Raw genomic sequence first — 24,816 nt, 5'->3', positions numbered from 1 at the left:
CTAAGCTACGACAGGAGGTCGAATGCCGGCACGCGCACGCCGGTTTCACGGGAGTGCCGCTCCAGCTCGTCAATGTCCGGTCTAGGTGGCGGAATGCCCAGCGCCTCCGCCCAGTTCTCGCGGCTGGGCAGGGCCATCGCCGCGGTGACCAGCACGGCGATTCCCGGGCCGAGTTCGCCGCGCAATTGCGGCAGCAGGGTTTTGGCGTGGATGAGGTTGGTGTTGGGGATCGGGCTCATCGCGTGGCCGGCCCTCGGACTGGATGACAGGTCCACGATGGCGCTGACATCCGTCTGTCCGTACCAGACGGCCCGGCCCTCCGCCTGTTCGGATAGATCGGCATTGAAATCGGCGCGTTCGATCGCAAAACCACCCTCTATAGTGCTGAGCGCACGCGGCGTGCTTATGCGGTGAATGCGGATGTGCCAGGGGTTTGCGGGAATGAGCCAGGTCTCGATGCTGACGTCCTGCCAGGGACGCCAGCGAGAATAAAGCCGGTCGCCCGCTATCAGCGCTTCTTCGAGGGTTTCCCGCATGCGGAAGTGGACCCCATCGTCGGAAAGGCCGAGCATGCCGTCGAAGCTGGCGGCGGCAAAGTTCCGGTCGTCGGCCTCGATGTTGAAGGCATAGCGGGTGGAGTAGGCGAATTTCGAATATTTCTCGTTTGCACCGCGCATCTTGTCGTGCTGCTGGCCGGAGGAGAGCACGACGACATTTCCCGGCGTATGCATGGCGACCATGCCGGACGGCTTCAAAGCCACCGGCGCTGAGAATTCCGGCTGTGGCGCCTCTTCGGCGACCCAGAAGGGGTGATCGTGAGGAAGGGCGAGCGGCAGGAAGAATTTCAGCGCCCAATAGGGCGAGCCGGGAGAGTTATAGCTCTCGCTCATCAGAAGGTTCGGATAGCCGTAGCCGATGGAGAGTACGCCGTCACGGTCGGCGATCGGCATCGCCGACCACCAGCGGATATGGCGCATGTAATAGCCTTTGATCTCAGCCCACGGCAGCGCCTCGACGCCGGCAAAGGCGAGCGCGCCCCAGAAACCGCCGGCGGCGAAGCGGTAGGTCTGGCTACGGCCGAAGGCAAGGGCTGCGCCATCCGGGCCGAACCAATGGCGGATATCCCCGGCGAAGGTCCTTGCGCGATCGCGGAAGCGGTCCTTGCGCGCCTCGTCGCCGCGCGCCAGCACGGCGTAGATCAGGCCGTAGAAATGCATGGCGAAGGGGATGTAGTGATCGACCCGCCTGACCGGTCCGTCGCGATACCAGCCGTCGCCGAGATCGAGGGCTTCCAATTCGTCGAGATAGGCGACGGTTTTGATGTGGTCGAACGCCACACCGACACGCTCCAGCCCGAGATCGATGAGGACGCGGAAGAATTTCCAGTTGTTGTCAATGAATTCAAGGTTCCGCGCGGCGACAAGATAGGCGGAGACCGTCGTCTTCTCGTTGTCAGCAAGCGGCTCCCAGATATGTTCGGGCACCAGCGCCAACGCAAAGCCGACGGCGGCAAGCTCGACCAGCCGCTGGTTGCGATCGGCCAGAGCACCCCAATATTCGGGATGGGCGGGATTGGTGCCGTTTGCCAGCCCCCGCCGATAGAGATCCCAATGCGGGAAATGGCCGCCGCCGGCCGCAAGAGGAACGATGCCCCAGAGCGGCCGCGCAAATCCTTCCAGATCCGCCGCCGCCCGGTCGAAGATTGCGCCGGCTGCGCCGAGGCGCACACGTGCGCCGCCTTCGGAGAAATAGGGCAGGAGCGGCTCGAAGAGGTCGATGACGGCCGTTGCCAGATCGTCGCGTTTCTTCAGGGGATTGCCGGAAAGCGGATTGGCCCTGCTGGGATCATAGATCATCGTCAACTCGGAATTGCGTAAAACAAATTCGGCCGCGGGCCGATGTTGACCCGCGGCCGCCGGTATCTTGCGAGACCTACTTGATGGCCTTCACGCCTTCGGTCATTTCCTTCAGCCCGTCATCAACGGAGGTATTGTCGGTCATGATCGCGTCATGGGCGCGGTTGAGCACCACCTCGATCTTGGCGGCGTTCGGATTGACGGCCATTTCCAGATAGGCTTTGGCAGGTATCAGCGCTTCCTTGCTGGCCTCATCCAGCGGGAAACCGGGCGTCGACGCGATCTTTGCGCTGACATCGGCGGTCTTCAGCGCCGGGAAGGTGCCGGTTGAGGCGATGACGGCCGCGCCCTCCGGGCCGGTGACGAACTTGATGAAATCGAGCGCGGCATCCTTGTGGGCGGAATTGGCGTTGACTGCGAGCCCCGAGATCTGCGCAGCCGTGGTGCCGGCGGCCACACCATCAGGATGCGGGAACTTCACGATGCCCCAGTTCTTGCTCTTCGATTCACCCGACTTGACCTTGGCGATCTGGGTGCCGACGAACCAGGTGCCCATCGGCAGCATGCCGATCGTGCCGTTGAAGAAGAGCGCCGAATAGTGCGTGTTCGACGTCTTCAGGAAGGCATAGGAGGGGATGGCGCCATCCTTCTGCAGGGTGAGCGCGCGCTCGTACCAGGGCTTCAGAAAGGTGTAGTCGCCATCGACCAGCGTGTGTTTTCCGTCGAGAATGCCGGGAAGCTGGACGGTCGAACGCCAGGTGTGCAGCAGTGCGCCGTAGGTCTTGTTGGTGCCCATGCCGCCTGCGAGCTTCTCGGCGGTCTCGTCGAACTGCGCCCAGGTCATGTCGTTGGTGGGGTAGGGGACGCCTGCCTTGTCGAAGATGTCCTTGTTGTAATAGACGATCCAGAAGTCGGAGCGGAACGGCAGAGAATAGATCTTGCCGTCGACGGTGAGCTCTTCGATCAGGCCGCCATAGGGCGCCGGATCGATCTTCTGATCCGTCACGAAGCCGCTGAGATCGGCGATGTTGCCGGCGCGCACCAGATTGGTATAGCCCGGCACGTCTTTGATGGTGACGATGTCGATATCTTTCGAGCCGCCGGTCAGTTGCGTCGAAATCATCTGCTGGTAGTCCTGCGAGCCGAGATCCATCGGCTCGAACTTCACGTTCGGATGCTTGGCCTGATAGGCCTCGATCAGCGGCTTGTAATAGGCGGTCTTGTCCCAGTCCCACAAAGCCCATTTCAGCGTCACGGCGTCTTGAGCAAGCGCTGCGCCAGCCGTCGTCGTGGCCAGAGTGATACCTGCCACGGCAAGTTTCACCGTCCTCCCGAATTTGTCCAAATACATTCCTGTTCTCCTTCCCTGGATCGTCTCTGGATCAGTTATTTTATGAAGCGTCGGTGCGGCCGCATTGCCTCTGGCAGGTCCAGAACCAACACCGCTGCCCGATGGACGCCGAATGCGACGGCGAACATTCCGAGTGAAAAATTGACGGTAGCCGGCATGAACACGGAAACCGGATAGAAGAGGATGTGCGCCAGCCACAGCGTGGTGTTGACCGCGAGCGCGGCAAGCGCCGGGAGCGGGCGGGCGACGGAGGCGAGGGCGGCGAGGCGAAGGAGCCGCAGCGCCGGCAGGTCGCGCATCACCATCAACACGATGAGATGGCAGGCGAGCACGGCAAGGAAAGCGGTCGCGACGAGCGCGATCGCCAGCGGTGCGGCGAGCATCAAATTGCCCCGCGCGCCGGCGGCATAGGTGACGATCGCATGGACGCCGATCGCAAGCGCGCCTGCCAAGGCCAGGCCCCAGGCGGTGGCGCGCCAGAAATATTGCCGGAATGCTTCCAAGAAGTCCCTGAGTAGATAGGTGTTGCGATCTTCGGCGAAGGCGACCGAGACGCGCGCCATGGCGGCGAGTGCTGCCGGCAGCGTCACCACGAAGAGCGAGGTGAGGATGAACAGGATGTTGAGCTTGACCATCTCCCACCATTCGCGGGCGAGGATATCGGCGAACAGGGCAAGGCCGGTCTTCGCAGGCGCATCCTTCGGAATGCCCGGCCCCGCCTTTGTCCACATGTCCCGCAACCACTGCATGGCCGTCTCCTCAGGCGCTCAGTAGAGAACCGATCGTTCGGTTTCCTTGTCGAACAGCTGCGCATTGCTCATGTCGGCGACAAGCGTCGCCTCCTCGCCGATATCGGGCCGGAAGCGTGGCGACACACGGGCGATGAGATTGCGCCCGCCGGCGACCATGTTCAGATGCACCTCCGAGCCCATCGGTTCGGCAAGCTCGACCACTGCCTTAACTGGCGCCAGATTTTCGGCAGGGATATCGGTCGGCGGCAGTTCGTGGAAATTCTCCGGGCGGATGCCCAGCACCAGTTCGCGGCCCTCATACGGCGCGATCCTGCTCTTGTCGAAATGATCAGGCAGCGGCAGCTCCCGGCCATCGAAGATTGCGACATAGCGCTCGCCCCGGCGCCGAATGGTCGAGGGCAGCATGTTCATCTGCGGCGCGCCGATGAAGCCGGCGACGAACATGTTGACGGGGCGGTCGTAGAGGTTCTGCGGCGTGTCGACCTGCTGGATATGGCCGTCCTTCATGACGACGATGCGGTCGGCCATCGTCATGGCTTCCACCTGGTCGTGGGTGACGTAGATGAAGGTGGCGTTGAGGCGCTTGTGCAGCTTGGTAATTTCTGAGCGCATCGTGCCGCGCAGCTTGGCGTCGAGGTTGGAAAGCGGCTCGTCGAGCAGGAAGACGGCAGGATTGCGTACCATGGCGCGGCCGAGCGCCACGCGCTGGCGTTGCCCGCCCGAAAGTGCTTTCGGCTTGCGGTTCAGGAGGTGGGTGATGTCGAGGATCTTGGCGGCGTCCTGCACCTGCTTGTCGATGAAATCACGCGACACTTTGCGCAGCTGCAGGCCGAAGGCCATGTTCTTGTAGACGGTCATATGCGGATAGAGCGCATAGTTCTGGAAGACCATTGCGATATCCCGGTCCTTGGAGGGGACATCGTTCATGACGTCGCCGCCGATCCGGAGTTCGCCGCCGGAGATCTCCTCGAGGCCGGCGATCATCCTGAGTGTCGTCGATTTGCCGCAGCCGGAGGGGCCGACCAGGATGATGAATTCCTTGTCGGCGATCTCAAGATCGATATCGTGGACGACGGTGAGCGCGCCGTAGGATTTGTTCAGCTCTTTAAGCGAAATGCTGGCCATTGGCTTCTCCTGACGTCACCAATAGGAAGACCAGCGGCGCGAAAGGCGCGTCAAAGCTTCCATGTAATAATAATCTCCCCAGGAGACGCACTCATCCACGCCCTCGCCGCGGCAGGTGTTGAAGGGCGATTTCTTCGAATAGGTGGCGTGCAGCACCAGTCCGTTGGAGACTGCGGGATCCTTGACCGCATAGTGATCGGCGAGGCTCTTCACCATGCGCCGCGCGAGCATGCGGTAGCGCTCGGCGGTATCGGCATCGACGAGATCGGCCATCTCAAGCAGGCCGCAGGCGGTGATCGAAGCGGACGAGCTGTCGCGCGGCTCGCCGTCGCCATCGGAAAAGACGAGATCCCAATAGGGCACCATGTCGGCAGGCAGCCGGTTGAGATAGAAGGCAAGCAGCCGGTCGAAGGTCTGGCGGTATTCCTCGATCCGCTCATAGCGGTAGGAGAGCGCCATGCCCGCGACGCCCCAGGCCTGCCCGCGCGCCCAGGCGCTGTCGTCCCGGTAGCCCTGCTTGGTGGCGCCGCGCACAGGCGCGCCGGTGACCGGGTCCATGTAGAAGGTGTGATAGGTGGAATCGTCCGGCCGCACCGAATTGGCGAGCGTGGTGCGGGCATGGGTCAGCGCGATCTCGCGGTATTTTGGGTCGCCCGTCTCGCGGGTGGCCCAATAGAGAAGCGGCAGGTTCAACAGGCAGTCGATGATGTAGCGGTATTCTTCCGGTCTGCCCTTGCGGCCCCAGGCCTGGATGAACTGGCCGATCGGCTGAAAGCGCTCGATCAGCTGGTCGGCGGCCAGGATCGCGGCCCTGCGGCCGTCCTCGTCGCCGACGAGTTTCCAGGCGGCGATGCAGGAGGGCGAATAGAGAAAGCCCATGTCGTGATGATCGGTCTCGATACGGTTGACGATCCGATGCAGGAAGGACTGGACCTGGATCTGCGCGGCATGCCGGAACACCGGATCGCCGCTATGCTCGAAGGCGAGCCAGAGCTCCCCCGGCCAGAAGCCGGCCGTCCACTGGTCGTTGGCAACGGCGGGATAGAAGTTGTTGACGCTCGAATGGTTCTGCGCAGCGTAAGTAAACTGAGGAAGGTTGCGCCTGACCTGCGCGACGGCGAGATCGAGCGCGGCGTTCACTTCCTTGTCGGTGATCGGCTGCGGGGCGACTGTTGAAACGGCATTCATGGATTTACCCCTTCAGTCCCGTCGAGGCGATGCCCTCGACAAAGAAGCGCTGCAGAGCGAGGAAGACGATGAGAACGGGCACGAGGGCGACGACGGAGGCCGCCATGATCAGCCCGTATTCGGCCGAATATTGCGAGATGAACATGCGCAGGCCGATTTGGACGGTCTTCAGCTCGGTCTTGGTGAGATAGATCATCGGCCCGAGGAAATCGTTCCAGGTGCTGACGAAGGTGAAGATCGTCAGCGTCGAGAGCGCCGGCTTCGACAGCGGCAGCATGATGCGCGCCCAGATCTGGTATTCGTTCATGCCGTCGATGCGGGCCGCCTCGCAAAGTTCGGTAGGGATCGACATGTAGAACTGCCGCATCAGGAAAACGCCGAAGGCGGTGAAGGCCTGCAGGCAGATCAGCGCGAGATGCGTGTTGTTGAGGCCGAATTCGCGCATCAGCAGGAATTGCGGCACCATATAGACCTGCCAGGGCATGGCGATGGTGGCGATATAGCCGAGGAACAACGTGTTCTTATAAGGGAAGTTCAGCTTGGCGAAGGCGTAGGCGGCAAAGCTCGACGTCAGAAGCTGCAGCAGCGTGACGATGATCGTCAGCTTCGAGGTGTTGTAGATGAAGAGCGCAAGCGGGATCTTCGTCCAGATGTCGACGTAGTTCTGCCATTGCGGCTGCGACGGTATCCATTCGATCGGGAAGGCGAAAACGTCGCGGCTGAGCTTCAGCGATGCCGAGAGCATCCAGGCGAAGGGCATCAGCATCACCACCGTCACCGTGATGACGATGACATAGAGGAGGACCGTTTTGACGGTGATCTTACGTCCGGCGATCCTCATGCCTCGTCCTCCCTCTGGCGGCGGAACTGGAAGACCGTGACCGCGAGCACGAGGAAGAACAGCACCAGCGAAATCATGCTGGAATAGCCGAGATCCCAGGAAATGAACGCCTCGTTATAGATGTGGTAGACGAGGACGAGCGTCGAAGTGCCAGGGCCGCCTTGGGTGATCATGAAGATCTGGTCGAACACCTTGAAGGACTGGATCGTCAGCATGACGGTGACGAAGAAAGTGGTCGGCCCGAGCTGCGGCACGGTGACATGGATGAATTTCTGCCAGGAATTCGCGCCATCGAGATCGGCGGCCTCGTAGAGTTCGGAATTGATGCCCTGCAGGCCGGCCAGGTAGATGACCATGTAATAGCCCATGTTCTTCCAGATGCCGAAGAGGATCACCGTCACCATCGCCCAGTGGCGGTCGGCCGCCCATCCCGGCATATTCTTCGGGTCGAGGCCGAGCGTGTAGAGGATCATGTTCACCGGTCCCATCTCGGGATTGAAGATCATGTTCCAGACCACGGCGACCGCGACCAGAGAGGCGACATAGGGGAAGAACATCGCCGTGCGGAAGAAATTGCGCCCCGCGATCTTCTGGTTGAGGAGGACGGCGAGGCCGAGCGCGCAGAGCAGCGTCGCCGGCACCGAGGCGACCGTATAGATGATCGTGTTCCAGAAGGCCGCGATGAAGGCCTTGTCGTCGAACAGCCGCCAGAAATTATCCAGCCCCGCGAATGTGATCGCATTCGAGCCGTCCCAGTGCATGAAAGCGAGTGCGAAGGCGAAGAGGATCGGGCCGAGTGTGAAGACGGCGAAACCGAGGAAATTCGGCGCGATGAAGGAATAGGCGACGAGCGCGCTGCGGATCTTGCGCTGGCGCTTGGATAGGGCCGCGACCTTCCGGCGTGGCGTTGCCGGGGCGCCATCCCTAGCGATGACCGAATTCGATATGGACACCGATGCTTCCTCCTGGTCGGGCATTCCGCTGGCGGCTTCTGAGTTTCCCTAATCTAAATCCAGAGCCGTTCGGGCGGATGGGTGCCGCCTGTTCTTCCTCCTGCCAAGGACATAGCACATCTCCGGTATTGGTCAAACAAGTTCTGAATAGATCATACAAATTTTATAGCGAGCACCAAAAACATATGATAGGTGGGAGTGAAGGCCAGACGCCCGTCAATGCTTTTCCAGTGCGGGGAGGGACATGTTCAGCGAGATTTCAGGCGCGTTGCCGGACATCCTCGGCGATTTCACGCCGGGAGCCGTCTACTCTGATCGTGAGAGATGGAAAGCGGTGCCGCAGGCCGTGCGGGACGTGGTCGTCCGCGACGCCGAGGTCGCGCTCCCGCGCGAATGGCCTTTGATCACCGCCTCGGATTACCGGGAATACACGGCCACCGGCAATCGTTCGCGCTTCGAGGAGCTTTATTTCACGCGGCGGCGGATGCTCAACGATCTGGTGCTGGCTGAACTCGTCGAAGGGAGCGGGCGATTCCTGCCCCGAATCGTCGACGGCATCTTCCTGATCGCGGAGGAAAGTGGCTGGCAGCTTCCGGCGCATAATGCCTATGGGCGTGGCGGCACGCGTCTGCCGCTGCCCGATAATTCGCAGCCGGTCGTCGATCTCTTCGCCGCCGAAACGTCAGCCCTTCTGGCAACGATCGTCGCATTGTTCCGCGGTCCGCTCGACGGCATCAGCCCGGAGATTGCCGCGCGTGTGAAGCGCGAGATCGAGGCCCGCATCCTGACGCCCTATCTCGACCGGCATTTCTGGTGGATGGGCAGCGGCGACGAGCGGATGAACAACTGGACCGCCTGGATAACCCAGAACATCCTGTTGACCACCTTCTCGCTGAAGACCGATCAGCCGACGCGCCGCGCCGTTATCGAAAAGGCGCTCGGCAGCCTCGATGCTTTCCTCAAGGACTATGCCGAGGACGGCGCCTGCGAGGAAGGCGTGGTCTATTACCGCCACGCCGCTCTCTGCCTGCACGGCGCGCTGACCGTGCTCGATAGCGTCGCGCCTGGGCTGTTCGACGGAGTCTGGCGGCAGCCGAAGATCCGCAACATGGCCGAATATATCGCCTACATGCATGTGGCCGGCCGCCATTATTTCAACTTCGCGGATTCCTCCGCCGTGGTCGAACCCTGCAGCGCGCGGGAATATTTGTTCGGCAAGGCGGTCGGCTCCGAAATGCTCGCGGCCTTCGCCGCAGCCGACCGGGCGGCGGCCGAGAGCCCGCATCTGCCGGAGGAATGGAACCTCTGGTATCGCGTGCAGGAGCTGCTGACTGGGCCGGCAATTCCGGAGGTCGAGCCGAATCCCGTGTCCGCGCAGGATATTTTCTATTCCGGCATCGGCCTGTTCGTCTCCCGCGACGGGCAGTTTTCGCTTGCGGTCAAGGGCGGCAACAATGGCGAGGCCCACAATCACAACGATGTCGGCAGTGTGACGCTCTACAAGAACGGTCGCCCTTTCCTGATCGACGTCGGCGTCGAGACCTATACCGCCAGGACCTTCTCGCCGCGGCGCTACGAGATCTGGACGATGCAGTCGGCCTATCACAACCTGCCGACATTCGAAGGCGTCATGCAGTCCGCCGGCGAAGCCTTCGGCGCGAGGGATGTCGAGGTCGAATTCGGCGAGACGCGCGCGCGCATATCCCTCGAAATTTCAGGCGCCTATCCCGGGGAGGCGCAACTGCGCAGCTATCGGCGCACGGTATCCCTGCTGCGGGGGCGCCATCTCGAGATCGTCGATACCCATGACGGCGACCGGCCGGCGGTGCTGTCGCTGATGACGTGCTTCGCGCCTGTTATCACCGGGAACAGGATCGATCTCGCCGATCTCGGCAGCATTTTTGTCGACGGCGCCGGCGAAATCGAAATCGACGAGATCGAGGTGAATGACGCCAGGCTGAGATCGGCCTGGCCCGAGAAGCTCTACCGGCTGCGCCTGCCGCTCGCCGGCAAGCGCCTGAAATTGCAGATAAATTGAAAAGTTAGAGCATGATGTTGTCCGGAAACCGCTTACACTTTTCGGCATCATTGCTCTGAGGAGGTCGAACATGGAATTGACGCTGAAGATCGTGGATGCCGATGGGTTCGTGCTGGGAAGCGCCACCGGGCGGGACGAGACCTTTCTCGTCTATCGCCAGAGCTATCGCGAAGGCGACCGCGTCGTCGTCGAGGCTTCCGAGCCCGGCCATGTCTTCCTCGCGCTCGATAGCGCAGTCCATCCCGCTTTGGTCTATATCAGGGAAAGCGCCTATTCGCTCGCCGTGCCCTTCGGCGACAAGCGCAAATCCTACTCGCCGAACGCCTTCAAGGGCGATATCCACCGGCTTTCGGTGCGAAGCGCGCGGCCCGACGAGGGCGCCCAGCGGCGCAATCTCGCTTTGAACCCCTGGGACGATCACGCCAACCGGGCGCTCTTTCCGCATGCACGCGCCAATGTCGAAACCCGTGGCGAAGCGGTTTTTGCCGCACGCAACGCAATCGACGGCGAAAAGGCCAACGACAACCACGGCTTCTGGCCCTACACCAGCTGGGGCATCAATCGCGATCCCGAGGCTACACTGACGGTGGAGTTCGGCCGGTCGGTCCGGATCGACGAGGTCGTCTTCTACCTCAGGGCCGATTTCCCGCATGATTCATGGTGGGAGCAGGCGAGCGTCACTTTCTCGAACGGCAGGACCTCCGCTTTTCCGCTGGTGAAATCCGGCGCGGCGCAGCGTTTTCAGATAGAGCCCTGCACCGTCGAATGGGTGGAGCTGCACGGGCTTATCAAGGCCGAGGACAGTTCGCCCTTTCCGGCGCTGACGCAGATCGAAATCTGGGGGACGGAGGCGCTTGGCGCCGCAGCCGTCGCTGCCGAAGATCGGGCCGGGCCTGCCGCTCTTTCTCTTCCTCTATGAACCCAAAGCCGGCTTCGGCCGCGCCGCGCTCGGCGGGCTCTCATGCAGCCGGTTCCACGCCCGGCGCAGCTGCCGGGCCGAGCCGAAGCCTGAGCGCATCGCCACGGCCTCCATATCCAGCCGCGAGCCGGCGAGCATCTCGCGGGCGAGGGCCACGCGCATGCGGTTGACGAAATCAGTAACGCTCATGCCGGTCTGCTCGTTGAACAGCCGCGAGAGGTTCCGCGGGCTGGCGCCGCTGAGGTGCGCAAGCGAGGCGACCGACCAGTCGCGAGTGGGGTCGGCGGCAACCGCATCCTGGGCACGGTGAATGACCGGATGGATATGGTTGCGGCCTTCGAGCCAGGGCGAAAGCTGCGGGTCCGAGCCGCCGCGCCTGAGATAGACGACGAGATATCGCGCCACTGCAAGCGCGCAGGCATGCCCCGCCGCTTCGGCGACGATATGCAGCATGAGATCTATGCCGGCAGTGATGCCGGCGCTCGTCAGACGCTCGCCGTCCTCGACATAGAGCCGGTTGTCCCGGATGCGCGCGGTGGGCGCGAGTCTGGCCAGGTCCTCCATGCAGCCGTGATGCGTGGTGCATTCTCGGCCGTCGAGCATCCCGGCCTCGGCGGCGAGCAGGGCGCCGGAGCAGATCGAGACCAATCGAATCCCCGGGCGGATGGCGCGCTTCAGCCACGCGACGATGGCGGCCTGCGCAGCGCGCTCCTGCTCGTCCCAGGGACGATTGTTCTCCATCGGAGCGTCGGCGCTGCCAGCGATGACGACGAGCGCTCGATCGGGCAGGTGCTCCGGCAGGGCGGCGACACCGGTGACGGCAAGGCCGATCGAGCTGCCGACCGTTGCCGACGGGCCGATATAGGTGACGCTGAAGCGCACTGCCTGCTGTTCGAGATTCGCCTTGCGCAGCACTTCGATCGGGCCGGCGACGTCGAGCAGCAGCACGCGCGGCGGCACGACGACGAAGACGGAGATATCGAAGGGCTGCGCGGTGTCCGTCATGCGGCGAGCGGCTCTCCGTGCCCCGCCAGCGCCTGTTCGACGGTGGCGATCCTGGCGAAACGACCCGACAGGACAAGTTCCGTTCGGCTGCGGATTTCCCCGGCGCTCCAGGTGCGTCCCGCCGCGTCGGTCATTGGGAAGGTCAGGGTCGCTTCGCCGACATAATCAACCTGATAGCCGAGATCCGAGGCGTGGCGGGTCGTGGTCTCGCAGCATTGTTCGGTGCGGATGCCCGAGACGATGATGCGACGCACGCCATTCTCGGTCAGCCAGACGTCGAGCCCCGAACCGACGAGGGCGCTGTGACGGCGCTTCTTGAAGACCACGTTCGGCGTGACCCTCAGCGGAGCGAGCGTTCTGACGAAGCCCGAGTTTTCCGAAAACGGACCGCTTCCATCGACATGGAAGATCTGAATGACGGGTACTCCTTTGGCCTGCGCGCCGTCGATCAGAGCCTGCTGGCGATCGATATAGACGGATGCGAGGCTTTCATCCCAATAATCGCGTTGCCGGAAGGACTCCTGAGCGTCGATGACGAGAAGGATGGTATCATGGCCGGACATTTCTTGCTCCGTGGATGTTGATCATGAAGCCATATTCGGCGATCTAAGGACAGAGGAAAATGCACACGCCGGACAAATAGCGGACACTTCGCGCCATTCATGGTGGAGAGCGGTCCGATACTGCGAGCGGCAGGCGATATCGAATGTTGCCGGCCTTCCATGCGCGCGCTTCCGCGAGCCCCTCCGCACGTGCTAAGGGGATCGGATGCGACTGCTTGTGGTGGAGGACAACAAGGATCTGGCGGCCTGGCTGGGCAAAGCCCTGCGGCAGGCGCAATATGCCATAGACATCGCCCATGATGGCGAAGACGCGGAGCATCTGCTCAAGGTGGCGGAATATTCGGCGATGATCCTTGACCTTTCGCTGCCAAAGCTGGACGGGTTGACGCTTCTGAAGCGGTTGAGACAATCTGGCAACAAGCTTCCGATCATCATCCTGACGGCGAATGCAAGCCTGGACGGCCGCGTGGCGGGGCTCGACAGCGGCGCCGACGATTATCTCGCCAAACCCTTCGAAATCGCCGAACTCGAAGCCAGGATCCGCGCGGTGGTGCGCCGCGGGCAGGACCGGGCATCGTCCGAGATCACGGTCGGGAACCTGCGCTTTTCCGGCGGGACACGGCAGTTCTTCGTCGAAGGCGAGCCGCTGCAATTGACGCCGCGCGAATATGCCGTTCTCGAGCAGTTGGTCATGAAGCTGGGCAATACGGTCTCGAAAGCCGCCCTTTCCGAAAGCGTCTTCGGTTTCGACGACGAGGCGGATCCGAGCGCCATCGAAATCTATGTCCACAGGCTTCGAAAGAAGCTCGAGGCCAGCTCCGTGCAGATCGCGACGTTGCGCGGCCTCGGCTATCTCCTCAGACATGTTCAATAGCGTCTACAGCAAGATCGGCGCCGCCTTCGGCCGGCTTAGCCAGAGCCTCAGGGTGCAATTGCTTTCGCTGGTGCTGCTGACGCTGTTCGGCGCGATCGGCTTCAATCTCTACGACAGCTTTTGGTCGGCCGATGCGACGGCGAAACTGGTGACGGATCGCACGCTCCTGGCCTCGGCCCGCGTCATTGCCGAGGCGGTGCGCGTCGACGAGGGCGGCAATGTCCAGGTCGATGTGCCGCCCGCAGCGCTCGAGATGTTCGATACTGGTTTCGGCGACCACGTCTTCTATCAAGTCATCACCGTGTGGGGCAATCTGGTGAGCGGCTTTCCCGACTTGCCGCTGCCGGCGGCCCAGCGCGTCGGCGAGGATCGAGCCTTCCATGGCGCCGATGTGCGCGTCCTGATGCTCGACCATCCCGTTGTCGGACTTCCCGATGACGGCACGATCTCCGTGACCGTCGCGGTGACGCATAACAGCCAATATGCGATGCGAAAGCAGCTGTGGCTTTCGGATTTTTCGAAGCAGTTCGTGCTCGTCTTCCTGGCGAGCCTGGTGACCATCCTCGGGCTGCAGCGCGGCCTGGCGCCGGCGTTGAGATTGCGGAACGCCGTGCGAGCGCGCGGCCGCAATCGTCTCGATCCGCTGCCGCCGGAGATGGTGCAGAGCGAGCTGCGCCCGCTCGTCCATGCGCTGAACGACCATATGGAGCGCGTCCAGAACCAGATGGCCGCGCAGCGGCGGTTCGTATCGAATGCGGCGCATCAGCTCAGAACACCGCTGGCACTGATTTCGACGCAAGCGAGCGTGGCCGCCCGCGAAGAGGATGCGGCTCGCCGGGACGAGGCGCTTGCGGCGCTCCGCGCCAGCACCCGGCAGATTTCCCGCCTCGCCGGCCAGCTCCTGACTTTGTCGCGCGCCGAGCCCGGGAGCCGGCGCCCGCGCAGAGATGGGACCGATCTCAGCAAGGCCGCCCGTGAGATATTGGAAGCGCATGCCGAAGAGGCGCTGAAAAGCAACCTCGATGTCGGCCTGGAAGCGGACGGCCCCGTCATCGTCGGGGGCGACGGCACCATGCTGCGTGAAATGCTGGTCAACCTCATCGACAACGCCATCCGCTATAGCGGTGCGGACGGACGGGTGACTGTTTCGGTCACGCAGTCGGACGGAAGCGCAGTCATCACCGTCGAGGATAACGGGCCAGGCATTCCCGAGAGTGAGCGCGACCAGGTGTTTGAACGCTTCTACCGGATCATGGGGACCGAAAGCGAGGGGAGTGGCCTCGGGCTTGCAATCGTCCGCGAGGTCGTCGAAGGCGCCGGAGGTTTGGTGTCGCTTGGTGATGCAGAAGGCGGCGGTCTGGTGGTGACCGTGCGGCTTCCGCTTGCTTAGATCGGAGGCTCATCGAATAGAAGAGAGCCGGGTATAGCGCCCACCACCGGTTAATGACGCTCCTCGCTCTCTACCCCGCGTCATCCTCGGCCTTGTGCAGCCTCGTGCCGAGGATCTGCTGCCCTACCGAATGGAGGCAGATGCTCGGGGCAAGCTCGAGCACGACGAAGGGGAACCGACTTTGCCATCAAACGCACGAAGGCCGGGCTTTGCGCCCGGCCTTCCTTCGATCTGCCTTGGGAGGGAGGTCGATCTGGTTACTGCGTATCGAGCTGCTGCTGCGGCCTCCATTTCGCCAGGCGGTTCTCGATCAGCGTCATGATGTATTCGGCAACCAGCGTTACGACCATGACGAGGAGAATTGCCGCGAACATGCCGGCTGCATCGAATGTGCCCTTGGCGATCGAGATGAGCTGGCCGATGCCGAAACGGGCGCCGACGAATTCGCCGACGATCGCGCCGATGATCGCAAAGCCGAAGGAGACGTGCAGGCTCGCAAAGATCCAGCTCATCGCCGAGGGAATGACCACCGTGCGGGTCACCTGCCAGTCCGAGGCGCCGAGGATGCGGGCATTGGCGATCATGTTACGGTCGGCCTCGCGCACGCCCTGGAAGGCGTTGGCAAAGACGACGAAGAACACCATGATGAAGGCGAGCGCGACCTTGGACGGCAGGCCCAGACCCATGATCATGATGAAAATCGGAGCGAGGACGACGCGGGGGATCGAGTTGATCGCCTTGATGTATACGGAGAAGATATCCGACAGGAAGCGGTTGCGGCCGAGGCCGATGCCGACGAAGACGCCGGTGATCGAGCCGGCGAAGAAGCCGATCAGCGCCTCCTCCATCGTTACCCAGAGATTGTACCAGAGCGATCCCTCGGTGGTGCCCTCCGTCGCCCATTCGTAAAGGCGCTCGAGAACGCCGCTCGGGCTCGAATAGAAGAACGGGTCGATCCACTGCAAGTGGGAAGAAAGCTCCCACATGCCGATGACGAAGACCAGGATGGCGATCTGCCAGAAGCGCACCAGCGTGTTGCGCCGACGCATCGCCCTCAGTGCGGAGGCTTCGATCTCGGCGTCTGACGTGCCCGGGCGAAAGAGAGCGGCCGAACCGGCCTCGAGCGTGATGTGTGCCATGATATCCTCCCTCAGGCCGCTTCGCTTGCGCGGCGGTAGCTGGTCTCGACCTCTTCGCGCAGGTCTTCCCAGATCGTCTTGCAGTAATCGATGAAACTCTGCTCGTAGCGGATCTCCGACACCACGCGCGGCCGAGGCAGATCGATCGTATAGACCGACTTAACCGTGGCCGGACCGGCGGTCAGCACATAGACCTTGTCGGCAAGCGCCACTGCCTCTTCGAGATCGTGGGTCACGAACACCACCGAAGCCTTGCGCTCTGCCCAGAGCTTGAGAAGTTCCTCGTGCATGACCGTGCGGGTCTGCACGTCGAGCGCCGAGAAAGGCTCGTCCATCAGCAGGATCTCGGGTTCGTTGATGAAGGTCTGCGCCAGGGAGACGCGCTTGCGCATGCCGCCGGAGAGCTGATGGGGATAGTGGTGCAGGAATTTCGACAGGCCGACGCGGGCCAGCCAATCGCGGGCGCTCTTTTCCGCTTCCGCGCGCGACTTGCCGCGGAACAGCGGACCGGCCATGACGTTGTCGATGACGTTCTTCCAGGGAAAGAGCGCGTCGGTCTGGAACGCGAAGCCGACACGCGGGTCGATGCCGGTGATCGGCCCGCCCATCAGGCGGACTTCGCCGGCGGAGGGGCGTGCGAGCCCTGTCACGAGATTGAGCGTCGTCGATTTGCCGCATCCGGTGGGGCCGACGACGGCGACGAACTCGCCGCGGCCGACCGTCATGTTGAAATCCCGCAGCGCAGTGAGCGACTTGCCGGTCGGCGAGACGAAGCGGCGGCTGACATTGATCAGCTCGATCGCCGGGACCTGTTTGTTGTCCTGTTGCATGGTGATACCTGAGGCGTGCTTGAGGGCGCGCACGCAATGCCCATGATCGAACGGAGGCCGCTCCCGCTTGGGAGCCGGGAGCGGCGCGGCTGACTTACTTGACGTTCTTGACGAATTCCGTCGTGTAGGTCTTGGAAAGGTCGATCTGCTTTCCCTTGACGTTCTTGGAGAACTCCGAGAGCACGGCAAGCACGGTCTTCGGGCCGTCTTCCGGCATGACGCCATCCGGCGTGAACATGCCCTTGCCCTCTTCGAGAGCCTTGATGTAGCCGTCCTTGTCGCCGACGTAGAAATCTTTCGGCATCTTGTCGGCGATTTCGGCGGCGGAATGGGTGTTGATGTATTTCAGCGTCTTGACGAAGGCGTTGGCGAGCTTCTGCGCCTCTTCCTTGTGTTCATCGACCCAGGACGTTTCCATGTAGAGCGAGGCGGCCGGATAGGTGCCGCCGAGCGCCTGACGGGTCGCTTCCACAGTGCGCATGTCGACGAGAACGCTCGCTTCGCCTGTCTTGATCATCCGGGAGATCGTCGGCTCCGTCGTCATGCCGGCCTGGATCTGATCCTGCTGCATGGCGGCGATGAAGGTGCCGCCGGCGCCGACGGGAATGGTGACGACATCGCCGGGCTTCAGGCCAGCCTTGGAGGCCATGTAAAGGGTCAGGAAATTGGTCGAGGAGCCGAGACCGGTGACGCCGAGGCTCTTCCCCTTGAAGTCGGCCGGCGACTTGATCTCCGGATGCTTGCTCGACACCATCTCGACCTCGCCCGGCGCCTGGCTGAACTGGACGATGGATTCAACGAATTTGCCTTTGGCTTGCAGATCGACGCAATGGTCGTAGAAGCCGACAACACCCTGGACGGCGCCCGCCAGCAGCTGGTTTTCGGCATCGACGCCGGCCGCTTCGTTCAGAAGCTCGACATCGAGCCCCTCGTCCTTGAAGTAGCCGAGGGATTCGGCGAGCTTGGCGGGCAGATAGATCTGCTTCTCGTAGCCGCCGACCATGATAGTGATCTTGTCGGCCGCGTGGGCGGCGCTGGTGGTCAGCGATGCCGCGGCCAAGAGGGCGGAAAAAGCAACGGTGTGAAAAAGGCTGCGTGAAGAACGCATGGAAAACTCCTCCTAGTGGTTTACCCGCATCGTCGTCTCGCCACCTTTGACCCGTGTCTCCTCCACGATGCTGCCTTTTCCTATGACGCCGAAGCTTTCAACTAGCTTTCAGCCGCGGACGGGTAGAGCGCACGTCCATGCCACATGCGGATAGGGCTGCGCAGCACCCTACAATAGACTCGGCGACGCAATCGGCCAGCAGATTCGCTTGCTGCGGCCGGATGAAGGCTTGGCCTCGCGATTCCCGGAGAGCTTGCGGCGCTTCCCGCCGCCCCTCAGCTCGTAAAGCTGCGCAGATCCCGCAGCAGATTGCGATATCGCGCCTGGCTGCCGACCAGATGCTCGCGCATGGCGTTGCGCGCCGCCTGATCGTCCCTGTCGGAGATCGCGACGATGATCGCTTCATGTTCGCGATGGATCAGCTTGCGATAGGCGGTCTGCTCGGCAGTTCTGGTTTCCGGGACGAGCCTCGACTGCGGGATGATCGCCGAGCCCTGGGATTCCAGGAAGTGTTTGAACAGCGGATTGTTCGTCGCCTCGGCGATGGCGACATGGAGTTCCAGGTCCGCCTCGCGGATGGATTGATCGGCCTCGATGCAATGGAGGATTTTCCGGTGGCATTCGAAGATCGCCTCCTCCTGCGCCGGCGAACGGCGGAGCGCGGCAAGTCCTGCTGCCTCGATTTCGACGGGCGTGCGGATTTCGAGCACTTCGAGATCGGAAGCGACGCGGGCCTTGTCGACCTTCCGGCCCGCCAGCGCCGGGTCGGGGCTGATCACGAAAATTCCAGCACCCTGGCGCACCTCGACCAACCCGTCGGACCGCAGCGCGGCGACGGCCTCGCGCACCACGGTTCGGCTGACGCTGTGCGTTTCGGTTAGTTCATGCTCGCTCGGAAGCTTGTCGCCGGCGGCATACTGCCCGCTCAAAATGGCTTGCCGAAGGCTTTCGCCGACCCGTGAGACCAGAGACCCCGAGCCCCTGCCGCGCTCCTTCCCCTGCATAACCACGCCTTCACCCCTGCGTCGACCTTGATCCGGATGCCGGCGGCACTCCGAAATTTACGATTCATCACACATGTATGACAAATTCTCGGATCTTTCAATGGCGAGTGCCAAGTCCTCACAGCCGCCTGGTCGACTCCCCCCGCACGAATCTCGGCGTCAGGATGAAATCCTGCGGCGGCTCTGCCGCCGCCGCGGAGCTCGATATTCTTGCCAGCAGCCGCTGCGCCGCCAATTCGCCGAGCTTCTGGGCATCTTGCACCACCATGGTGATGCGCGGCGTGATGACGTTGCTCCAGGGCACGTCGTCGACCATCGCCAGCGATACGTCCTCGGGGCAGCGAAAGCCCATTTCCTGCATTACCTGCAGCGTCGCGAGCCCCATCATGTTGTTGGCGCCGATGATGGCGGTCGGCCGGTCGCGGCGGGTGAGCAGCCGCATCGCCTGCGCGTGGCCGCCCGTCCTCGTATAGCCGCCTTCGGTGACCAGCGAAGGATCGACATCGACGCCGGCCGCCGCCATCGTATCCATGAAGCCCTTCAGGCGCTCATCGGCGGTGTGCAGGCCGCTCGGGCCGGAGATAAAGGCGATACGCCGGTGGCCGAGCTGCAGCAGGTGCTCGGTCAGGATGGTGGTCGTCAGCGGATTGTCGGAGCCGACGAAATCGCGCTCGGCACCTTCCACCTTCTGGTCGAACATCACGATCGGCGTCTTGAAGTCGCGCAGGAAGGCCGCGTACTCCGCGCCGTGGCCGTTTGTCGCCAGCGCGATGCCGGCAATCTTCTGCGCTTCCATCCGCTCCAACAGCGCCCGTTCGAGATCGGCCCTGCCGGAGGAGTCGGCGATCAGGACGAAATAGCCATGGTCGAGCGCCTGGTGCTCGATCTCGCGGCGGATATCGCCGAAGAACATATTGCTGAGATTGGCCGACACGAAACCGATGAGCGAGCTGCGCCCGCGCGCCAGCGTCTGGGCCACCGGATCGATGCGGTAGCCGGTCGATTTGATCGCCTGCTGAATGCGGTCGAGCGTCTCGGCGCCGACCCGTTTCGGGCTGTTGAGCGCAAGCGAGACGGTCGAGATCGAAACCCCCGCCAGGCGCGCGACATCTCGTATCGTCGTCATATTTATCGAACCGGTTCTAAAGCCCTTCTTTTGTCAGATTTCTTTCGTCTGCGCAACTTATCCTCCATAATTAGTCAGAATGTGCGGCGATACAATGAGTTTCACGACTTCAGAATTTCAGCTTGACAGGCAAGTGATCAAGCAAGATGATCAATCGCCGAACCGGTTCGATATGATGTCGAGCTGGAAAACAGGGAGGAGAAACCTGTGACGAGTTCGGAACGCCAACCGGAAAATCCTGAATCGGGAGGGGCGGCCAAGCACGCCTGGTTCAGCCATGATCGCCTTGGCATGTTCATCCATTGGGGCCTTTATGCGCTCGGGGCGCGGCATGAGTGGTTGAAGAACCGCGAAGAGCTGAACGACGACCATTACCAGCGTTATTTCGAGAATTTCGATCCCGACCTCTACGATCCCAAGGCCTGGGCGCGCCGCGCCCGGCTTGCCGGCATGAAATATGTCGTGGTGACGACCAAGCACCACGAAGGTTTCTGCCTCTGGGACAGCAAGGTCACCGATTACAAGGCGCCGAACACGCCCCGCGGCAAGGATCTGCTGACGCCTCTGGTCGAAGCGTTTCGCGCCGAGGGGCTGAAGATCGGCTTTTATTATTCGCTGCTCGACTGGCACCATCCTGACTTTCCGATCGACGTCCACCATCCCCTGCGCAACCATCCCGATGCCAAGGCGCTGAACTCAGGGCGCAACATCGCCATTTACGCCGCCTATATGCGCGAACAGGTGCGCGAGCTTCTGACCGGCTTCGGTCGCATCGACATCATCTGGTTCGATTTCAGCTATCCCCGCCGCGAATATCGCGGCCTGCCCGGCAAGGGGCGCGCGGACTGGGAGAGCGAGCGGTTGCTGGAGCTGGTGCGTGAGTTGCAGCCCGAAATCATCGTTAACAACCGACTCGACCTGCCGCCGGGCAAGCTGCCCGACGTAACGACACCGGAGCAGTATACCCCACGCGTGGCGCCTGCCATCGCCAGCCAGGGGGTACTCTGGGAAGCCTGCCACACCTTCAGCGGCTCCTGGGGTTATCACCGCGACGAGGACAGCTGGAAGAGCCCGGAGCAGATCATCCAACTGCTGATCGATTCCGTGGCGCTCGGTGGCAACCTCCTGATGAATGTCGGCCCGACCGGCCGCGGCACCTTTGACGCCCGCGCCATTGCCGCGCTCGAGGTCTACCAGAACTGGATGGAGGTCAATGGGCGCTCGATCTATGGCGCCGGTCCGTCCGAATTTCCGGTGCCGGCCGGCTGCCGCTACACCCAGCGCGGCAACCGCCTCTACCTGCACGTCTACAACTGGCCCTACCGCCACATTCATATCGAAGGCCTCGCCGACAGGATCGCCTATGCGCAGTTCCTGCACGATGCCAGCGAAGTGCGCTGGCTCAGCCAGACGAAAGAAGTGGATTCCAATATCGGCGTGATGGTGCCGGAGGGCATGATCACGCTCGAACTGCCGGTCCGGCGACCTGACGTTACCGTCCCGGTGATCGAGATCGTCCTCAAGGCGTGAACTCGGTCGCACTCGCGTGTTCATTGCGTCATGGAGGGAGGAGAAACCCATGAAGGTTCTGAAGAAAGCGCTTTCGCTTGCCGCTGTCGGCGGCAGCCTCTTTGCCACAACAGCATCGGCCGAACAGATCAATCTGACCTGGCAGATGTGGACCGGTTCCGAGGCCGATACCAAGGGCTGGCAGCACCTGGCCGACATGGTGACCGCCAAATATCCCGATATCAAAGTGACGCTGACGACGACGGGCTGGGTCGATTACTGGACGCGGCTGCCTGTGCTGGCGGCGTCAGGGCAGCTCGCCGACATCGTTTCCATGCAGTCGCTGCGCATGCCGAATTTCTATTCCTTGCTTGAACCTCTGAACGAACGGATCGAGGCGGAGAAATTCGACATCGGCGCCTTTACGCCATCGATCATCGGCGGCATGTCGGTTGATGGGCAGCTTTATGGTCTACCCTATGACGTTGGTCCCTGGGTCGTCTATTATAACCAGGATGCACTTGAAGCAGCAGGTATCCCGCTGCCGAAGCCGGGCTGGACGCTCGCCGAGTTTACCGACGCCGCCAAGAAGCTGACGAAAGACGGCAAGTACGGCTTCGGGATCACTCCGCAGAACTATTCCGTCCTGGCCGCGGCTTGGGGTGATAAATATGTCAACGATGCCGGAGAACTCGATCTTACCAATCCCAGCGCCATTGCCGCCGCCGACAGGGTGATCAGCTTTCCCGCCAAGGATAAGATCGCGCCGCTGGTGCCGTCGAGCGCCGATGTCGGCACATTCATCCAGGGCCGGTTCAATTCGGGTAACGTCGCCATGTATGTCGACGGACCCTGGTCAATCATCGGCATGAAGGACAAAGCCAAATTCAAGATCGGCCTGACCACCCTGCCGCGCGAAAATGATAAGGACCTTGCCGCCGTCACGGCGGGCTCCGGTTTCGGTATCGCCACGACGAGCAAGAACAAGGATGCGGCCTGGAAGGCGATCCAGGTGCTGACGAGCCCCGAAGCGCTGCAATATCTCGCCGAGCAGGGTCGTGCGCTGCCGGCCCGCTCGGCCTCGCAATCCTCATGGTACAAGGTGGCAGCCAAGGACATCACCAATGGCGGCGAGGCGCTCGATTATTCGCTGGCGCATTCGGTGCCTTATGTGATCACCAACAACTGGGCGGCGGTGGAAAACCTGTTCAACCAGTATTTCCCGCCGGCCTTCGGCGGCACCGCCGACGCCAAGCAGACGATGGAGTCCATCCAGAGCCTCGCGCAGCAATAGAGCGCTGCGGCAGGGTTTGCCGCCCATGGAGCAAGAGATGTCGGAAAGCGCCGTTGCCGAAATCAGCCTGCAGCCCGGTCAGCCTCGGCGCTTCCTGAAGCCGGAAACGCAGACGGCCATGCTGTTCCTGCTGCCGAGCTTCCTCGGTTTCATGATCTTCATGGCCCTGCCGATCCTGGCGTCGCTGGCGCTGTCCTTCACGAACTGGCAGCTGCTGACGACGCCGTCCTTCGTCGGCTTTCAGAATTATATCAAGCTCTTCACCGTCGATCCAGCCTTCTACACCATCCTCGGCAATACGCTGTTCTTCGCGGTCGAATATCTGGCTCTGAACATCATCGTCTCGCTGACGCTGGCGGTGTGGATATCGAGCCTCAAGCGCGGCAAGGCGATCTTCCGGGTGATCTTCTTCCTGCCGACCTTCACGCCTACGATCGCAGCCTCCGTGGTGTGGCTGCTGATCTTCACGCCGGACGGCCTGGCCGACAGCGTCATCCGGTGGCTCGGCCTCGGCCTGCCGAATTTCCTGCTGAGTTCAAGCTGGGCGATGCAGGCGGTCGTGCTCGTCACGCTCTGGGCCAATGTCGGCTACAACGTCGTGATGTTCAACGCCGCGCTCGACCTGGTGCCGAAGCACTATCTCGAGGCGGCGATGATCGACGGCGCGGGTCCCTGGCGGCGCTTCTGGCGCATCCGCCTGCCACTCATCTCACCGACAATCTTTTTCGCCACTGTGATGACGGCCATCACCTCGCTGCAGGTCTTCGACGAGATCTTTGCGATGACGCGCGGCGGTCCCGGCTCGGCGACCGCGACACTCGGCTTCGCCATCTATCAGAAGGGCTTCACCAATTTCCAGATGGGCTATGCCTCGGCGCTCGCCTGGGTGATGTTCGTCATGATCATGGGCCTCACCATCCTGCAATTCCACATGCAGCGCAAATGGGTGCATTATGACGACTGACGCGCCCTCACGGTATCCGCACTCCCAGTCCCGGAACCGGCCGCGCATCCTGCGGCCGATCGGCACCTTGATCAGCTATGCCGGCCTTTCGCTGGTCGCGCTGCTCTTCCTCTTTCCGTTTTTCTGGATGGTGTCGAACGCGGTGCGCTCCAATACCGAAGTGCTGGCCGTGCCGGTACGCATCCTGCCTGAGGAATATCAGTGGGGTAATTTCGTCGAGGCGCTGGTTTCGCTGCCCTTCGGTACCTTCCTGATGAATTCCTTCATCGTCGCCTGCGGTGTGACCGCGATCGTACTCGTCGTCTCCTGCCTTTCGGCCTATGCGTTTGCCCGGCTCAGGTTTCCCGGCCGCGAGGGGCTGCTGCTCACCTATCTCAGCACGCTGATGATCCCGCAGGTGATGCTGGTCATTCCGCTCTTCCTGGTCGTCAGCAAGCTCGGCTGGATCAACACCTATCATGGCATGATCCTGCCGGTCGCCTTCTCGTCTTTCGGCACCTTCCTGCTGCGGCAGTTCATCCTCGGCATTCCCAAGGATCTCGACGAGGCGGCGATGATGGACGGGGCTTCGCGCCTGCGTATCCTGGTCACCGTCATCGTGCCGCTTGCCATGCCGGCAATCGGCCTGCTCTCGCTCTTCACCTTCATCGCCCAGTGGAAGAGCTTCCTCTGGCCGCTGATTGCCAGCAGCGGCCTCGACAAAGCCACGCTGCCGCTCGGGCTCACTCTGTTCCAGACCCAGCAGGGCACCTCCTGGAACTACATCATGGCCGGCGCGACAATATCGATGGTGCCGGGCATCATTCTCGCGATCGTGCTGCAGCGGGTGATCTACAGGGGCATCACCGTCGGCTCTGGCTTCGGCGGGCGGTAATACCTAAAAAACAAAGACTTGATGCTGTTTGCATCAAATCCGGATTGGCCTTTTCAAATCCGGCCACGTGCCGCTGCAAGATTTATATCCCCCGCGTTACCTCTCTCTTCCGC

22 protein-coding genes are annotated in these 24,816 nt (G+C 62.2%); 8 read left to right on the top strand and 14 right to left on the bottom strand.

From position 1 onward, the window contains the following. Positions 1–5 precede the first annotated feature (5 nt). The 7 genes from GGI60_RS16890 to GGI60_RS16860 form a co-directional block, all read right to left on the bottom strand. On the bottom strand, positions 6–1,856 hold the full coding sequence (locus tag GGI60_RS16890) for a DUF2264 domain-containing protein (protein ID WP_183934760.1): 1,851 nt from the start codon (positions 1,854–1,856) through the stop codon (positions 6–8). A gap of 76 nt (positions 1,857–1,932) precedes the next feature. After that, positions 1,933–3,207 carry an ABC transporter substrate-binding protein gene (locus tag GGI60_RS16885; protein ID WP_183934759.1) on the bottom strand — a complete coding sequence of 425 codons (1,275 nt, stop codon included), beginning with the start codon at positions 3,205–3,207 and terminating at the stop codon, positions 1,933–1,935. 35 nt (positions 3,208–3,242) lie between these two features. After that, positions 3,243–3,956, bottom strand: a complete 714-nt coding sequence (locus tag GGI60_RS16880; protein ID WP_183934758.1) for a YesL family protein — start codon at positions 3,954–3,956, stop codon at positions 3,243–3,245. Positions 3,957–3,974: 18 nt separating this feature from the next. Beyond that, the gene (locus GGI60_RS16875) at positions 3,975–5,084 is read right to left on the bottom strand and encodes an ABC transporter ATP-binding protein (protein ID WP_183934757.1); all 1,110 of its coding nucleotides are present in this window, start codon (positions 5,082–5,084) and stop codon (positions 3,975–3,977) included. Positions 5,085–5,099: 15 nt separating this feature from the next. Beyond that, positions 5,100–6,272, bottom strand: a complete 1,173-nt coding sequence (locus GGI60_RS16870; protein ID WP_183934756.1) for a glycoside hydrolase family 88 protein — start codon at positions 6,270–6,272, stop codon at positions 5,100–5,102. 4 nt (positions 6,273–6,276) lie between these two features. Then, on the bottom strand, positions 6,277–7,113 hold the full coding sequence (locus GGI60_RS16865) for a carbohydrate ABC transporter permease (RefSeq protein ID WP_064685982.1): 837 nt from the start codon (positions 7,111–7,113) through the stop codon (positions 6,277–6,279). Next, complete coding sequence (locus tag GGI60_RS16860; protein ID WP_210314477.1) at positions 7,110–8,090, bottom strand: carbohydrate ABC transporter permease; 981 nt, start codon at positions 8,088–8,090, stop codon at positions 7,110–7,112. The genes GGI60_RS16865 and GGI60_RS16860 overlap by 4 nt, the downstream gene beginning before the upstream one ends. 220 nt (positions 8,091–8,310) lie before the next feature. Here GGI60_RS16860 and GGI60_RS16855 point away from each other — a divergent pair, with 220 nt between their 5' ends. Both GGI60_RS16855 and GGI60_RS16850 read left to right on the top strand, forming a co-directional pair. Further along, the gene (locus GGI60_RS16855; RefSeq protein ID WP_183934754.1) at positions 8,311–10,104 is read left to right on the top strand and encodes a heparinase II/III family protein; all 1,794 of its coding nucleotides are present in this window, start codon (positions 8,311–8,313) and stop codon (positions 10,102–10,104) included. Between the two features lie 70 nt (positions 10,105–10,174). Beyond that, a complete protein-coding gene (locus GGI60_RS16850; RefSeq protein ID WP_183934753.1) occupies positions 10,175–11,023 on the top strand; it encodes a carbohydrate-binding protein in 849 nt (282 codons plus the stop codon). Here GGI60_RS16850 and GGI60_RS16845 read toward each other — a convergent pair. Continuing rightward, positions 11,018–12,028, bottom strand: coding sequence for a GlxA family transcriptional regulator (locus GGI60_RS16845; RefSeq protein ID WP_183934752.1), 1,011 nt, complete (start codon positions 12,026–12,028; stop codon positions 11,018–11,020). The genes GGI60_RS16850 and GGI60_RS16845 overlap by 6 nt on opposite strands. Beyond that, the gene (locus tag GGI60_RS16840) at positions 12,025–12,591 is read right to left on the bottom strand and encodes an isochorismatase family protein (RefSeq protein WP_183934751.1); all 567 of its coding nucleotides are present in this window, start codon (positions 12,589–12,591) and stop codon (positions 12,025–12,027) included. Before GGI60_RS16840 ends, GGI60_RS16845 begins: the two co-directional genes overlap by 4 nt. Before the next feature lie 205 nt (positions 12,592–12,796). Here GGI60_RS16840 and GGI60_RS16835 point away from each other — a divergent pair, with 205 nt between their 5' ends. Together GGI60_RS16835 and GGI60_RS16830 are read left to right on the top strand one after the other, a co-directional pair. Next, positions 12,797–13,465 carry a response regulator gene (locus GGI60_RS16835; RefSeq protein WP_183934750.1) on the top strand — a complete coding sequence of 223 codons (669 nt, stop codon included), beginning with the start codon at positions 12,797–12,799 and terminating at the stop codon, positions 13,463–13,465. Beyond that, complete coding sequence (locus GGI60_RS16830) at positions 13,455–14,855, top strand: sensor histidine kinase (RefSeq protein WP_183934749.1); 1,401 nt, start codon at positions 13,455–13,457, stop codon at positions 14,853–14,855. The genes GGI60_RS16835 and GGI60_RS16830 overlap by 11 nt, the downstream gene beginning before the upstream one ends. Positions 14,856–15,112: 257 nt before the next feature. On the opposite strand, the gene GGI60_RS16825 is transcribed toward GGI60_RS16830, so the two are convergent. The 5 genes from GGI60_RS16825 to GGI60_RS16805 all read right to left on the bottom strand — a co-directional run bounded on the left by GGI60_RS16825 (position 15,113) and on the right by GGI60_RS16805 (position 20,062). Next, a complete protein-coding gene (locus GGI60_RS16825) occupies positions 15,113–15,994 on the bottom strand; it encodes an ABC transporter permease (protein WP_183934748.1) in 882 nt (293 codons plus the stop codon). 11 nt (positions 15,995–16,005) lie between these two features. Beyond that, entirely contained in the window at positions 16,006–16,824 is an 819-nt protein-coding gene (locus tag GGI60_RS16820) for an ABC transporter ATP-binding protein (RefSeq protein ID WP_183934747.1), read from the bottom strand. Positions 16,825–16,918: 94 nt separating this feature from the next. Next, positions 16,919–17,932, bottom strand: coding sequence for an ABC transporter substrate-binding protein (locus GGI60_RS16815; RefSeq protein WP_183934746.1), 1,014 nt, complete (start codon positions 17,930–17,932; stop codon positions 16,919–16,921). 275 nt (positions 17,933–18,207) lie between these two features. Continuing rightward, a complete protein-coding gene (locus tag GGI60_RS16810) occupies positions 18,208–18,936 on the bottom strand; it encodes a FadR/GntR family transcriptional regulator (protein WP_183934838.1) in 729 nt (242 codons plus the stop codon). A gap of 118 nt (positions 18,937–19,054) precedes the next feature. After that, a complete protein-coding gene (locus GGI60_RS16805; RefSeq protein WP_183934745.1) occupies positions 19,055–20,062 on the bottom strand; it encodes a LacI family DNA-binding transcriptional regulator in 1,008 nt (335 codons plus the stop codon). A 207-nt stretch (positions 20,063–20,269) separates the two neighbouring features. On the opposite strand from GGI60_RS16805, the gene GGI60_RS16800 reads away from it, so the two are divergent. The 4 genes from GGI60_RS16800 to GGI60_RS16785 are packed head-to-tail and all read left to right on the top strand — an operon-like array spanning position 20,270 to position 24,703. Beyond that, positions 20,270–21,592 (top strand): alpha-L-fucosidase, encoded by a 1,323-nt coding sequence (locus GGI60_RS16800; RefSeq protein ID WP_183934744.1) that lies wholly within the window; start codon positions 20,270–20,272, stop codon positions 21,590–21,592. 49 nt (positions 21,593–21,641) lie between these two features. Continuing rightward, the gene (locus GGI60_RS16795; protein ID WP_183934743.1) at positions 21,642–22,865 is read left to right on the top strand and encodes an ABC transporter substrate-binding protein; all 1,224 of its coding nucleotides are present in this window, start codon (positions 21,642–21,644) and stop codon (positions 22,863–22,865) included. Between the two features lie 37 nt (positions 22,866–22,902). After that, positions 22,903–23,829 (top strand): carbohydrate ABC transporter permease, encoded by a 927-nt coding sequence (locus tag GGI60_RS16790; RefSeq protein ID WP_183934742.1) that lies wholly within the window; start codon positions 22,903–22,905, stop codon positions 23,827–23,829. Then, positions 23,819–24,703, top strand: a complete 885-nt coding sequence (locus GGI60_RS16785) for a carbohydrate ABC transporter permease (RefSeq protein WP_183934741.1) — start codon at positions 23,819–23,821, stop codon at positions 24,701–24,703. Before GGI60_RS16790 ends, GGI60_RS16785 begins: the two co-directional genes overlap by 11 nt. The last annotated feature ends 113 nt before the right edge of the window (positions 24,704–24,816 follow it).

The sequence above is a fragment of the Rhizobium lentis genome (assembly GCF_014200175.1).
Classification (GTDB): domain Bacteria; phylum Pseudomonadota; class Alphaproteobacteria; order Rhizobiales; family Rhizobiaceae; genus Rhizobium; species Rhizobium mulingense.
Note: the sequence above shows the minus strand (reverse complement) of the source record. Positions and strands in the feature narration are given on the sequence as shown.